Genomic DNA, 13,616 nt, shown 5'->3' on the forward strand with positions numbered 1-13,616 from the left:
GCGGGCGTTGTGCAGTCGTCATTTCGTACCCTCCCGGTCGCCGGACAGCAACAGATACAGCGCGGCCATCCGCACCGAAACCCCGTTGGCCACCTGTTCGCGCACCGTCGATTGCTGTGAGTCGGCCGCCATCGAAGAGATTTCGAGCCCGCGGTTCATCGGTCCGGGGTGCATCACAATGCTATCCGTGCCAAGTCTGGCAAAACGCGCATCGTCAAGGCCCCACCGCCTCGAGTACTCCCGGCTGTTGGGGAAAAACGACCCGTGCATCCGTTCGGCCTGGATACGCAGCATCATCACGACATCCGGCTGGGTGTCGACGGCGGCGTCAAGGTCGAATTCCACACGCGCAGGCCATCCAGAGGTGTCAGCCGGCACCAGGGTCGGCGGCGCCACCAGCGTGACATCGGCACCAAGGCCGGCGAGCAGCCATACGTTGGATCGCGCGACCCTCGAGTGCAGGATGTCTCCGACGATCGTCACGGTGACTCCGTCGAGGTCTTTGCCGCGCGAGGCCTTTCCGTGCAGGCGGCGGCGGATGGTGAAGGCGTCAAGCAGCGCCTGGGTCGGATGTTCATGGGTGCCGTCGCCTGCGTTGATGATGCCGGCGTCTATCCAGCCGCTGTCCGCGAGAACCTGGGGAGCGCCAGAAGCCGGGTGACGGATGACGACGCCGTCGGCCCCGATCGCGGCGAGAGTCTGCGCGGTGTCCTTCAGGCTCTCCCCCTTGGAGACACTCGAGCCCTTTGCACTGAAATTGATGACGTCGGCAGAGAGCCGTTTGGCGGCAGCTTCGAACGAGATCCTGGTGCGTGTCGAGTCTTCGAAGAACAGGTTGACGACGGTCTTGCCGCGCAGCGTCGGCAGCTTCCTGATCTCGCGATCGGCGACATCAGCCATGTCTTCTGCGACGTCGAGCAGGGTGATTGCGGTATCGCTGTCGAGACCCTTGGTCGTCAGGAGATGTCTCACGCGCCCACTCCCCCGTCTGTACTCATGGTCTCGATGCTCACGAACTCGTCACCATCGGTCTCGGCCAGGTGCACGTTGATGCGCTCAGTGGCTGCGCTCGGCAGGTTCTTCCCGACAAAGTCGGCGCGAATCGGCAACTCGCGGTGCCCGCGATCCACCAGGACGGCGAGCCTGACGATCTTTGGGCGCCCGTGATCACCGAGCGCATCGAGCGCGGCCCTGATGGTGCGGCCGGAGTAGAGCACATCATCGACAAGAACGACAGTGCGGCCGTCGATGGAACCCGGTACGTGTGTAGGGGACGGCGTGCGCGTCGTGGTGCGCGACAGGTCGTCGCGATACATGGTGACGTCGAGGGAACCGACGGCGACGGCCGCCCCATTCGGTTCGATGCGGCGGATCGACGCGGCAATGCGCTGCGCGAGCACGACGCCGCGGGTGGGGATACCGAGGATGACCAGATCATCCGGACCGCGATTGGACTCCAGGATCTCGTGCGAGATCCGAGTCAGCGCCCGGTCAATGTCAGCCTGAGCGAGCACGGTGCGTGCCATCAAACCGACCTCCTTCCCCGTCTCTCTGGACGGCCCTTAAAGGATGTCTACTGTAAGGATGCCTACTGCATGTATGTCAACCGAGGGATAGCTTAGCAGTCAGCTGCCGCCGGTCAGGAATGCGGCGAATGCCGCCGGGTCTGTGATGCTCCCCTGGTATTGCAGCCCGTCCACGAGCACGGTTGGTGTGCCCTCGATGGACGGAAGTTCAGACCCGGGGATCGGCCCGTAGAGTGCGTCGTCAGTGTTCTGCTGCGCCCACAACTGGTATTCGCCGTCTTCGATGCACCCGGCGATGCTCGCACTGCCGTTCGACAACGCGGCCAGGTCATCGTCGCTCAGGCCTTCTGTGCCTTCCTCTGGCTGGTTCTCATACAGGGCCGCCAGATAGTCGAGCGTTGAATCCGGGTTGAGTGTGGCCTCACAGGTGAGTGCTGACGCTGCACGAGTCGAGTACTCCGTGCCCTGCGACGCGGTGTCGAGGAAGGTCAGTGCGTGCAGGCGCAGAGTGATCGATCCATCGGCGACCAGCTCGGCGAGGTACCCACCGTTCGCTTCCTCGAACTGGGCGCAGTACGGGCACATCGGGTCGAAATAGACGTCGACGACCTGGCTGCCCGTTCCGACAAGGAGATACCCGTCGTCAAAATGGGCCGCCCCCTCCGTGCCTGAAGGAAGGTCGGGCGAGGGTTCAGATGACGCTTCCGGTGAGACGGACGATGCCACTGGCCCCGGCACAGACGACGAGACCGCCGCGATGAAGGCGCCGACACCCACCGAGAAAAGCAGGACGAACGAGACGGCGAGCACCGTGACGAGCACACCGGCATATCCGAGTACCAGGCCCGCGATCGCCAACCCGCGGCCGGCTTCACCGGTGCGCTTGATCTGACCGAGGGCAATGTGACCGGTGATGATGGCAGCCAGCGAAACGAAGAACGCCGACACCAGCGAGATGATCGCCAGGACGTTCGTGCGAGGCCCCGGCGCAAAGGGCTGCCCCTGATATGGCTGCTGCCCCTGATACGGCTGCGGTGTGTTCGGCTGCGGTGTGTTCGTCATAGATCCCCCTGGATAAAGCGGTGGGCCAAGCCAATGAAACGCATCAAGCCGATGAAAACAATCAGGCAGATGGAGCGGTCTGGGCGATCCGGCCGAGGAGTCCGTTGATGAACCCGGCAGAGTCATCCGTCGACAGCGTCTTGGCTGATTCGACCGCCTCGTCGATGGCCACAGCGTGCGGCACCTCGTCGTTGTGCAGGAGCTCCCAGATCGCGATGCGCAGGATCGCGCGGTCGATCACCGGCATCCGGGCGAGTGTCCAGCCTTGTGAGTATGTCTCGATGAGCTCATCGATCTCATCTTTGTGGTCAACGACACCGTCGACGATCTCACGCGCGTAGAGCCACGAGGCAGCTCGCGCCGGTTCGCTGGCAGCACGTTCCGCCTCCGTGGCCAGGGCGGCTTCGACGGTGATCTGCCGCACATCGGCAGCGTAGAGGATGTCTAAGGCGCGCTTCCGCGCCTTGGTACGGGCGCTCACTCGTTGACGCGGCCGAGGTAGTCACCGGTGCGGGTGTCGACCTTGACCTTGGTGCCCTGCTCGAGGAACAACGGCACCTGGATCTGGTACCCGGTCTCGACGGTGGCCGGCTTGGTGCCACCGGTGGAACGGTCGCCCTGCAGGCCAGGCTCCGTGTAGGTGATCTCCAAGACGACGGATGCCGGCAGCTCGACATAGAGCGGGTTGCCGTCGTGCAGCGCAACGGTGACGGACTGGTTCTCGAGCATGAAGTTGGCGGCATCGCCGACGACGGTCGCGGAAACGCTCAGCTGGTCGTAGTCGGACACGTCCATGAACACGTACGAGTCACCGTCGGCGTAGAGGTAGGAGAAGTCGCGTCGGTCGACGTTCTCTGTCTCGATCTTCGCGCCGGCGTTGTAGGTGCGGTCAACGGTCTTGCCGCTGACGACGTTCTTCAGCTTGGTGCGGACGAATGCGCCGCCCTTGCCTGGCTTGACATGCTGGAACTCGATGACAGTCCAGAGTTGACCGTCGATCTTCAGTACAACGCCATTTTTGATATCGGCGGTAGAGGCCATGAAGGGGTGATCCGTTCGATTGGGAGATGTTCGTGGCCGCGGGCAGTGCCCGGCAGGCCTGTGACGAGTGTAGTTGCCGCGCCCCCTCAGGGCCAAAGAGGTATGTCTGTCACCGTCAACCCCGCCGCGTGGAACGGTGCCAGGCGTTAGCGCTCATGCGCTCTGGCGCGGCCGCTCAGCGCTCACGCGCACCTGCGCGAACTGGAACTCGCGTGGTACTCCGTGCAAACCCGAGTAGCGCGCCACCACCGCGTCGATGAACGAAGCGCGTCGGGCCTCTGGCAACAGGTTGGTCCACACGCTCATGCCGGCCGCGCACCATCGTTGAAAGTCCCGTTCGGACGGGAAGGTGAATCTCTCGGTCCACGCTGTGATTTCGATGCACCGGTAACCAGCACCCTCCGCGCTCTGGCGCAGCTCAGACTCGGCAGGATGAACGTAGGGGCGAAAGTCCGGTTCGAAGGAGGACCGCCACGCGCTCTCCTTCGTGATCACGACGGCCATATCCTCGATGGCCGGCACCTCTGATGCGCCCACCAACTGGCAGACGAGTTGCCCGCCGTCGGCCTCTGCCGCGAACAGTCGCGCGAACGCGCCAGGCAGGTCGAGAACCCAGTGCAACGTATTCAGCGACACGATCAGGTCGAACGGTTCGTCGAACACCATCGTGTTCACGTCGAGCTCCACAAAGCTCAATCGTTCGGAACTCCGTTCGCGCGCCCGAGCGAGCATTGCAGCTGAGAAGTCAACGCCGACGACATCAGCCTGCGATCGCACCGCGATCTTCTCGGTCAGGAATCCATCACCGCATCCGACATCGAGAATGCGATGCGGTGTGTCAAGGTCGAGTGCGTCGACGAATGGGAGACCGACGCGGCGCTGTAATGCCGACACCTTTTCATATTCGAAGCCGTCCCACGATGACGGCGGCTCCGCCTCTGCGCGCATGCGTCCAGAGTACGCCTCAGGGGGCGTTTGAGCCTCCTGACCGGGCGTTGACCACAAAGTCGAGGGCCAGGCGGTACGAGTCGAAGCCAAAGCCGGCGATGACACCGGTTGCGACGGCGCTCACGACACTGGTGTGCCGGAACGTCTCTCTCGCATGCGGGTTTGAGAGGTGCACTTCGACGAGCGTCAGGCCGGCCTTGGTCACCAGCGCCGCGGCATCCCGCAGCGCGTAGCTGTAGTGCGTGAAGGCAGCCGGATTCAGGATCACCGGAATCCGCTCATCAACGGCAGCGTGCAGCCAGTGGATGAGTTCTGCCTCGTCGTCGGTCTGCCGAAGGTCGACGGAGACGTCGTTCGGGGCCGATTCGGTGAGCAGCGCACGCAGGGCATCGAGGTCTGCTGAGCCGTACACGTCGGGCTCTCGGCTACCGAGGCGACCGAGGTTCGGACCGTTCAGAACGAGGACTGTGCGCATCCTCACAGCCTAGGGCAGCAGTTCAGGAGCCGATCTCCTGGTAGGCGGCGAACAGGAGCGATGCGTCTGGGCCTTCAAGGACGGTCGGCTTGCCGATGTCATCGAGCACGATGAAGCGCAGCATGCCGCTGCGAGTCTTCTTGTCCCTCTGCATCGTGGCAAGCAGTGTGTTCCAGCGGCCGACCGGGTAGCTGACCGGAAGCGTGAGCGATTCGAGGATGCGACGGTGGCGGTCGACCGCCTCGTCTGACAACCGGCCGTTCAGTCGCGCCAGTTCCGCCGCGAACATCATGCCGACAGACACCGCTGCCCCGTGTCGCCAGCCGTAGCGCTCTGCGTGCTCGACGGCGTGCCCGAGGGTATGGCCGTAGTTAAGAATCTCCCGCAAGCCGGCTTCCTTGAAGTCCTCGCCGACAACGCGGGCCTTCATCTCGATCGCGAGTTCGAGCACACGGCGGAACTGTGGCGTTGTCGGGTCGGTGACCGCGTCGACATCCGCCTCGACAATGTCGAGGATTTCGGGTACCTGGATGAAACCGGCCTTCACGATCTCGGCGAAACCGGCGAGGATCTCGTTGCGCGGGAGGTCATCGAGGGTATCCAGGTCGCAGAGCACTGCCGCAGGGGGGTAGAAGGTGCCGACCAGGTTCTTGCCCTCTGCGGTGTTGATGCCGTTCTTGCCGCCGACCGCCGCATCGACCATGCCGAGCACGCTGGTTGGAATCTGCACCAGCCGCACTCCACGCAGCCACGTCGCGGCAACAAAGCCGGCCAGGTCGGTGACCGCTCCCCCGCCGAACCCGATCACGGCATCCGTTCGAGAGAAATCGGACTGCCCCATCACCTGCCAGCAGAACGCTGCGACTTCGACCCGTTTGGCCGCCTCGGCGTCCGGTACCTCAGCGATCAGCACCTCGTAGTGATCGAGCAGGCTTTCGCGCAGGGCGACGGCCCGTGCGCCGACCGTCGAGGTGTGCACGATGAGCACCTTGCGCACCTTCGGCCCGAGCTGGTCCGCAACAGAGTCGACCAGTCCTCTGCCCACCACAACCGGGTACCCTTCGCCTCCCTCTGCGGCCGACGCCGGGGCCCCGACCATGATTGTGCTGGCTTCGGTATTCGATTCAGTCATTCCCAGATTTCTCCTTCAGCCAGTGGACGATGTCGGCCGCGATGGAACCGACAGACCTGCCAGACGTCGAGACGCTGGTACTGCACAGCGCCTCGTAGATCGGCCTGCGCTCGTCGTAGATGCGCAACCAGGAGGCGAGTGGGTCCTCCACCTCGCCGTTCAGCGCGCCGTTGTTCAGCGCGCCGTTGTTCAGCAGAGGCCTGTCGCTGCCGCCGATGCGCGCAGCTACCGCTTCGGGGCTGACGGTGAGGTAGACAACCGTGCAGTCGGCGAGATCAGTCTGGGTGTCGCGGTTCAGCACGGCACCTCCGCCCAGTGACACCACCGCTTCCTCGGTGAGCGCGGCGGTGACCAGTTCCCGCTCCAGCACGCGGAAGTAGTCCTCACCCTCGCGCGCGAAGATCTGGGCGATCGGGCCGTACTCTGCCTCGATCCTGCGGTCGGTGTCGACGAATGGCACGGCAAGGTCGCGTGCCACCCTGCGGCCGACGCGAGATTTGCCCGCACCCATCGGCCCGATGAAGACGAGTGGGAAAACGGCGTTCAGTGAACCGGACATGTCAGAGCGACGTGCCGCGGGAGGCATCCGTTTTCAGGTTCGCTGGAATATTGGCGAGATAGGACTCGAGATTGCGCCGCGTCTCGACCACGGCATCTCCGCCGAACTTCTCGAGAACCGCGTTCGCCAGCACCAGGGCGACCATGGCCTCGGCCACAACGCCGGCCGCGGGAACAGCACACACGTCTGAGCGCTGGTGGTGCGCCGCCGATGCCTCTCCGGTGCTGATGTCGACCGTGCGGAGAGAATGCGGAACGGTGGCAATCGGCTTCATTCCTGCGCGAACCCGCAGCACGGTGCCCGTGCTCATTCCCCCCTCTGTGCCGCCGGCCTTGTCACTCGACCTGGTTATGCCGTCATCAGACTGGAAGAGCTCGTCGTGAGCCTCTGACCCCCGCCTGGTGGTGGTCAGGAAGCCGTCGCCGACCTCAACGCCCTTGATCGCCTGGATACCCATCAGTGCCGCGGCCAGCTGTGAGTCCAGCCTGCGGTCCCAGTGCACGAACGAGCCGAGGCCGGGAGGCAGGTTGTATGCAAGAACTTCCACCACGCCGCCGAGGGTGTCTCCGTCGCGGTGTGCTGCGTCGACCTCCTCCACCATGCGGGCGGATGTCTGCGGGTCGAAACAGCGCAGCGGGTCGGCGTCGAGGGCGTCGACATCGCCGGCGACCGGGAGCGCCGATTCTTCTGGAACCCTGACCGTGCCGATGGAGAGCGTGTGACTGACCAGGGAGATTCCGAGCTCAGACAGGAATGCTCGCGCGATCGCGCCCAACGCCACCCGCGCTGCCGTTTCCCTGGCACTCGCCCGCTCCAGAACAGGGCGCGCTTCGTCGAAGCCGTACTTCTGCATGCCGACCAGGTCGGCATGACCCGGGCGCGGGCGGGTCAGCGGTGCTCCGCGGCCGCGGCTGAGAGTCGCCGCATCGACAGGCTCCGGGCTCATCACCTCCGCCCACTTGGGCCACTCGGTGTTGCCGATGCGCACTGCGACGGGTCCACCGAGGGTGAGACCATGCCTCACGCCGCCGGAGAGATTCAGTTCGTCCTGCTCGAACTTCATGCGCGCGCCACGGCCGTAGCCGAGTTTCCGGCGCGCCAGATCGAGGCGGATCGCATCAAGGGAGACCGGGATTCCAGCGGGCAGACCCTCGACGATCGCGATGAGTTCAGGGCCGTGGGACTCTCCGGCAGTGAGCCAACGAAGCATATGCCTATCCTTCCACAGGGTGGGCGGGCGCCAGCGCGGCCCTCATAGCCCTGAGCACGTTCTCTTCGTCTGGGAGGGCCTCGAACGGGTCACCGGTGACAAAGATCCGCACCTGCACGAGCGCCTGGTGCAGCAGCATCGCGAGCCCGGAGAGCACAGTGCCGTCTACCGCCTGCCAGGATTCGGCGAGCACACTCGGCCACGGCGCGTAGGCCACATCGAAGAGAACGGCCCGGCGGCGGAGCGACTCAGGAAACACCACGCCGGGATCGCTTCCGCCTGGCAGGGTGCTGATCACCAGGTCGCTCTCGGCAACCGCCTCGCCGTCGTTCATACCGGCATTCTCGTCCGTACCGGCATTCTGGGCCGCACCGAAGGTGCTCACCGCCACGACCAGGCCGAGCGTTCGGCCGAGCCGTACGAGCCCAGCTGCCTTCGCCGAAGTGCGCACAACCAGGTCAACGCGCTCTGCGCCGAGTTCGGCGGCGGCAACCACGGCAGAGGATGCCGTTGCCCCGGCGCCGAGGATCGTCACGGCGGTTGCGCTGTGCAGTCCGGCCTCCGCCAGCGCTCGAACGATGCCGGCGACATCCGTGTTGAATCCCGTGAGCGACCGAACCCCTCCGCTGTCGGAGAGCAGGACGGTGTTGACGGCTCCGGTCAGTGTTGCCACGCGATCGGTCTCGTCGAGCAGCGGGAGGATCTCATGCTTGAGCGGCATGGTCAGCGACAGTCCACGCCACTCGGCGCCGAGACCGGAGACAAAACCTGCGAGCTCCCCAGTACCGACTTCTGCGGCCTCGTAGCGCCAGTGGAGCCCCAGCGTGCGATACGCGGCGTCGTGAAGCACCGGCGACCGTGAATGGCCGATCGGCGAACCCAGAACAGCGAGTCGACGTGAGCGAAGAAGAGAATCAACCATATTCGGGATGCTCATCCATCCAGGCCAGCCACTTCGCCACGCCGGCCTCGTGCTCCTCCTGTGTTGACGAGAAGATCGTCTCTCCTGTGTCGAGGTTCCAGGTGACGAAGTACAGCCAGGGCCCATCTGCCGGGTGCAGGGCGGCATCGATCGCGAGGTCGCCCGGGTTGGAGATCGGACCGATCACCATGCCGGGATGCACATAGGTGTTGTACGAGTTTGCGGCGTCGGCCCGTTCGGCATCCGTCGTGGTAACCAGGTGGGTGTTGCCCGTGCCGTAGGCGACGGTCGCGTCAGATTGCAGCAGACCGGTTTCCCAGAGCGCAGGTTCCAAGCGGTTCAGGAACACCCTCGACACCTTGTAGTAATCATCGCGGAGTCCCGCTTCCCTCTGGATCAACGCCGCGAGCACGATGGTGCTCCAGCGCTTGTCCGGTGTGACGCCGGCCTCATCGAGCGCCTGGAACTGCCGATCGACGAGCGTCTTGATGGCGTCGTGTGCCGTCGTGCCAGGGGCAAAGGTGTACGTGGCGGGGAACAGGAAGCCCTCCAGCGTTGTTGCTTCGGGCGGCAGGCCGAACGACGCGACATCGGCAGCGGCCGCCTGCAGTTCCTCAAGCGGGAGTTCGGTGCCCTCCGACAGCGACTGGAGCACATCAACCGCGGCGGTGCCTTCCGGAACGACGACGGTCTGCTCGAGCTTCGCCGCCGGATCGGTGAGGGCGTTCAAGGCGGCCCTGGCACTCATCTTCGTCTTCAGTTGGTAGGCGCCAGGCTGGAACACCGGCTGGGGCTCCTGTTTGAGCAGTAGGTCATAGAAGGCATCGAAGCTGGCGACCACCTTCTGCTCGACCAGGGTGTTGGCGATGTCTTCGCCGATCTCACCATCGTGGATCATGACGACGACGTCGTCTTCCCCAGAACCCGAGAAGTCTTCCGGCCCCTGGGATGACGCGAACAGCTGGCTGAGCGGACCCTGCAGGGCAAATGCGCCGGCGGCCATCAGCGCCACAACGACAACAAGAACGACGAGGCAGCCCCACGCTCCCTTGCGCCCGTTCTTCTGGTGAGGTGCATCGTCTGCCAGCTGCGCCCGCCGGCTTTCCCTTGTGCTCCGCTGGTGCTCCGCTTCCCGCACGTCGCGACGGGACGGGAGTTCACCGTGGTATTCGCCGTGGCCCGGTTCGCGGCGGTCGTCATTGCCGCGGTGTTCATTGCCGCGTTCATCGTGACCACGGTGCCGGTGATGCTCGGGAGCATGGTCGGCTGGTGGCTGGATGGCGTGGGGCACGCCGTTTCCGCCCTTCGCCGCTGAACCGCCGAGAAAGGTGTCCCAGTCGACGGATGCCGCGTCGCTGCGCGGTGCGATCTCAGGAGAGGTCTCTGCTTGTGGATCAGAAAGCGGGGCAGCCGGGGCAGAGTGCGGAGCCGGTTCATGGTCCTCGGCCGGTCTCTGATCCGGAGTCTCTCCACCGCCATGGCGTGGCCTGGAATGCGACACTACGACGCACCTCCGGTCGGGTCGACGAGCGTGCCGGCTGGATTGCCCGTGGCACGTTCGGTATCGAGCGCGTGCTGCAAAATTATAGTTGCGGCGACCTGATCGACCACTGGACGCTGAGTCCTCGCGGACCTCCCCGACGCCCGGAGTGCAGCCTGCGCTGAGACCGTGGACAAGCGTTCGTCAACAAGCCGCACCGGCACGTCGCTCGCGCCGGCCAGCGCTTCGGCGAACCCGATCGCATCAGAGGTTGACGCGGTTGTCGCACCGGAGAGCGCGAGGGGAAGCCCGACAACGATCTCAACGGCGCCCAGCTCCGTCACGATGCTGATGATCCGAGTCCTGTCTTCGGGCGCGGTGTCCTGCCGCGACGAATTGTCCCGTTTAATGGTTTCGACCGGTGTGGCGAGCATCCCGTGCGGATCGCTCCTGGACACACCGATCCTGGCCTTGCCGACATCGATTCCGATCCGAACGCCGTGGCGCATGTCGCTATCGAACCAACGCGGTGCGAATGGCGGCGAGTGCGGCAGAGATCGCGCCCGAGTTCGGCCCACCGCCCTGTGCCAGGTCGTCTTTGCCCCCGCCCCCACCGCCGAGAACGACCGAGGCCTCTTTCGCCAGCGCGCCGGCGCGCAGGCCCGCGTCTCGTGCCGCCTGGTTCGTGGCCACGATGACAACGGGCTTGTCGCCGGCGATCGCGGCGAGTGCGACAACGGATGGGTCGCTACCGAGGCGTTCCCTCGTGGCGGTGACCAGCATCCGCAGGTCGTCTGCCGAGCCGAGGGATCCGAGTTCATCGGACACCAGCGTGAACGGGCCGACCCTGCTTGCCGCACCGACGAGCGCAGGGACCCGATCGGTGAGTGCACGCGCCTCGAAGGCGGCGATCTTCTTCTCAGCCGCCTTGAGGTTCTGCACCAGGTCGTTGATCCGCTCCGGCAGCTGTTCCCTCGGCGTCTTCAGGTTGGAGGTCAGCTGGGAGACGATTGCTCGTTCTGCGGCCAGGTCGCGGAAGGCGTCGAGGCCCACGAGTGACTCGACCCGGCGGTTGGTGGAACCGACAGACGCCTCGCTCACGAGATTGATCATGCCGATCTCGGCGCTGGCGGTGACGTGCGTGCCTGCACAGAGTTCCCGCGACCATGGACCGCCGATGTCAACGACACGCACGCGATCGCCGTACTTCTCGCCGAACAGTGCCATCGCCCCGAGAGCCTTCGCATCATCAAGCGCCATCTCACGGGTGACGACCTCGAGGTTGTCCCTGATGGCGTTGTTGGAGATCTCCTCGATCTCGCTGCGCGTCGCCGCTGACAGCGCCTGGTTCCAGGAGAAGTCGAGCCGGAAGAACCCGGCCTTGTTGTACGAACCGGACTGGTGCGCATTTGGGCCAAGGACCTGGCGCAGCGCGGCGTGCAGAATGTGGGTCCCGGAGTGCGCCTGGCGGGCCCCGCGTCGCCAGTCGGCGTCTACGACACTGGTAGCACTGTCGCCGACGGCGACCTCTCCGCTGCGGACCTGGACTTTGTGGCTGATCAGCCCTTTCACGGGCTTCTGTACGTCGAGTACTTCCAGCTCATAACCAGGACCGACGATCAGGCCGGCGTCGGCTTCCTGCCCTCCAGACTCGGCGTAGAGCGCCGTTTCGGCCAGGATGACCTCGGCGATCTCGCCCGCCACAGCATTGCTGACGGAGCTCCCGTCGACGATGAGCCCGAGAATGGACGATTCCGTCTGCAAGCTCTCGTAACCGGTGAAGATTGTTTCTCCCGCCGCGCGGAACGCGCTGTAGACCGAGAGGTCGGCGAGATGGGTCTTCTTGGCCTTTGCGTCTGCTTTGGCGAGGGCACGCTGCTTCGCCATCAAGCTGTCGAACGCAGCACGATCCACGCTGAGGCCGGCTTCCTCAGCCATCTCCAGGGTGATCTCGATCGGGAAACCATAGGTGTCGTGCAACAGGAACGCCGTGTCGCCCGGCAGCTCAGCCTGCTTCGCGCCCGTGGTCTTGGCAACGGCGAGTGTCTTTGTCACGGCGAGATCCAGCACGCTTGAACCACTCGCCAGTGTGCGAAGGAACGTTTCCTCTTCTGCATACGCGGCCTGGCTGATGCGGTTGTAGTCGGCCGAGACGCCAGGGTAGGCCGCACTCATGGCATCTCGCGAGGCAGGGAACAATTCGGGGAAGGTTGCGGCCTCGACGCCGAGCAGACGCATCGCCCTCACACTTCTGCGCAGAAGCCGGCGCAGGATGTAACCGCGACCTTCATTCGACGGCATAACGCCGTCGCTCATCAGCATCAGCGATGAGCGCACATGGTCGGCGACGATACGCATCCGCACGTCGTCTTCATGGTCGGCTCCATAGCGCCGTCCGGAGAGTTCGGAAGCTCGATCGAGCACAGGACGCACCTGGTCGATCTCGTACATGTTCGCCGCTTCCTGCTTGAGGAACGCGACCCGCTCCAGACCCATGCCGGTGTCGATGTTCTTCGACGGCAGATCGCCGAGGATCTCGAAGTTGTCCTTGCCGGTTCCCTCGCCGCGCAGGTACTGCATGAACACCAGGTTCCAGATTTCGACGTAACGGTCGTCATCCGTCGCCGGTCCTCCGTCTGCCCCGTATGACGGTCCCCTGTCGAAGAAGATCTCCGAGCAGGGCCCGGCCGGCCCCGGCTGACCGGTAGACCAGTAATTCGACTCCTTGCCGAGCCGCTGGATGCGATTCTCCGGAACGCCGATGGCCCGCCAGTACCGGAAGGCGTCGTCGTCGTCGAGGTAGATCGTGACCCAGAGGTCCTTCTCGTCGAAGCCGTAGCCGCCTACGGATTCCGGTGTCGTGAGGAGCTCCCAGGCGTAGCCGATCGCCTGCTCCTTGAAGTAGTCGCCGAAGGAGAAGTTACCCGCCATCTGGAAGAACGTTCCGTGGCGAGGCGTCTTGCCCACCTCTTCGATGTCGTTGGTGCGAATGCACTTCTGCACGCTGGTGGCCCGCGGGTACGGCGCAGGAACGAGCCCAGTGAGGTATGGCACGAACGGCACCATGCCGGCGACGGTGAAGAGCAGGGTGGGATCGTCGCTCACCAGCGATGCCGAAGGCACAACGGTGTGGCCGCGTTCGGCGAAGAAGTCGAGCCAGCGCCCGCGAATGTCAGCAGTCTGCATGTGTTCCGTCGTTCGGGTGGAGTCGTTCGGTGGATGGGAGTGGTGTCTGGATGGAAGTTGTGTGCTGGCCGTGGC

14 protein-coding genes are annotated in these 13,616 nt (G+C 64.7%); all 14 read right to left on the reverse strand.

All coding sequences use genetic code 11. The annotated features are described in order from the left end of the window. Positions 1-18 precede the first annotated feature (18 nt). Entirely contained in the window at positions 19-972 is a 954-nt protein-coding gene (locus K323_RS0109940) for an aspartate carbamoyltransferase catalytic subunit (RefSeq protein ID WP_022885137.1), read from the reverse strand. Continuing rightward, positions 969-1,529 (reverse strand): bifunctional pyr operon transcriptional regulator/uracil phosphoribosyltransferase PyrR, encoded by a 561-nt coding sequence (gene pyrR, locus K323_RS0109945; protein ID WP_026851497.1) that lies wholly within the window; start codon positions 1,527-1,529, stop codon positions 969-971. Before pyrR ends, K323_RS0109940 begins: the two co-directional genes overlap by 4 nt. Before the next feature lie 96 nt (positions 1,530-1,625). Further along, positions 1,626-2,588: a DUF4190 domain-containing protein gene (locus K323_RS25295; protein ID WP_022885139.1), complete on the reverse strand. Its 963-nt coding sequence runs from the start codon at positions 2,586-2,588 to the stop codon at positions 1,626-1,628. Positions 2,589-2,649: 61 nt separating this feature from the next. Further along, complete coding sequence (gene nusB, locus K323_RS0109955; protein WP_022885140.1) at positions 2,650-3,069, reverse strand: transcription antitermination factor NusB; 420 nt, start codon at positions 3,067-3,069, stop codon at positions 2,650-2,652. After that, positions 3,066-3,629 (reverse strand): elongation factor P, encoded by a 564-nt coding sequence (efp, locus tag K323_RS0109960; RefSeq protein ID WP_022885141.1) that lies wholly within the window; start codon positions 3,627-3,629, stop codon positions 3,066-3,068. Before efp ends, nusB begins: the two co-directional genes overlap by 4 nt. A gap of 153 nt (positions 3,630-3,782) precedes the next feature. Continuing rightward, the gene (locus K323_RS0109965; protein WP_022885142.1) at positions 3,783-4,577 is read right to left on the reverse strand and encodes a class I SAM-dependent methyltransferase; all 795 of its coding nucleotides are present in this window, start codon (positions 4,575-4,577) and stop codon (positions 3,783-3,785) included. Between the two features lie 16 nt (positions 4,578-4,593). Next, entirely contained in the window at positions 4,594-5,052 is a 459-nt protein-coding gene (locus K323_RS0109970) for a type II 3-dehydroquinate dehydratase (RefSeq protein ID WP_022885143.1), read from the reverse strand. Between the two features lie 22 nt (positions 5,053-5,074). Further along, complete coding sequence (aroB, locus tag K323_RS0109975; protein ID WP_051147318.1) at positions 5,075-6,151, reverse strand: 3-dehydroquinate synthase; 1,077 nt, start codon at positions 6,149-6,151, stop codon at positions 5,075-5,077. 25 nt (positions 6,152-6,176) lie between these two features. After that, entirely contained in the window at positions 6,177-6,743 is a 567-nt protein-coding gene (locus K323_RS0109980; RefSeq protein ID WP_022885145.1) for a shikimate kinase, read from the reverse strand. A gap of 1 nt (position 6,744) precedes the next feature. Beyond that, entirely contained in the window at positions 6,745-7,953 is a 1,209-nt protein-coding gene (gene aroC, locus K323_RS0109985; RefSeq protein ID WP_022885146.1) for a chorismate synthase, read from the reverse strand. Positions 7,954-7,957: 4 nt separating this feature from the next. Then, a complete protein-coding gene (locus K323_RS0109990; RefSeq protein ID WP_022885147.1) occupies positions 7,958-8,875 on the reverse strand; it encodes a shikimate dehydrogenase in 918 nt (305 codons plus the stop codon). Next, entirely contained in the window at positions 8,868-10,376 is a 1,509-nt protein-coding gene (gene mltG / locus K323_RS30230) for an endolytic transglycosylase MltG (RefSeq protein ID WP_022885148.1), read from the reverse strand. Before mltG ends, K323_RS0109990 begins: the two co-directional genes overlap by 8 nt. Further along, the gene (ruvX, locus tag K323_RS0110000) at positions 10,376-10,864 is read right to left on the reverse strand and encodes a Holliday junction resolvase RuvX (RefSeq protein WP_022885149.1); all 489 of its coding nucleotides are present in this window, start codon (positions 10,862-10,864) and stop codon (positions 10,376-10,378) included. The genes mltG and ruvX overlap by 1 nt, the downstream gene beginning before the upstream one ends. A gap of 4 nt (positions 10,865-10,868) precedes the next feature. Next, complete coding sequence (alaS, locus tag K323_RS0110005; RefSeq protein WP_022885150.1) at positions 10,869-13,541, reverse strand: alanine--tRNA ligase; 2,673 nt, start codon at positions 13,539-13,541, stop codon at positions 10,869-10,871. Between the last annotated feature and the right edge of the window lie 75 nt (positions 13,542-13,616).

This window comes from Glaciibacter superstes DSM 21135, assembly GCF_000421145.1.
In the GTDB taxonomy this organism is placed as follows: Bacteria; Actinomycetota; Actinomycetes; order Actinomycetales; family Microbacteriaceae; genus Cryobacterium; species Cryobacterium superstes.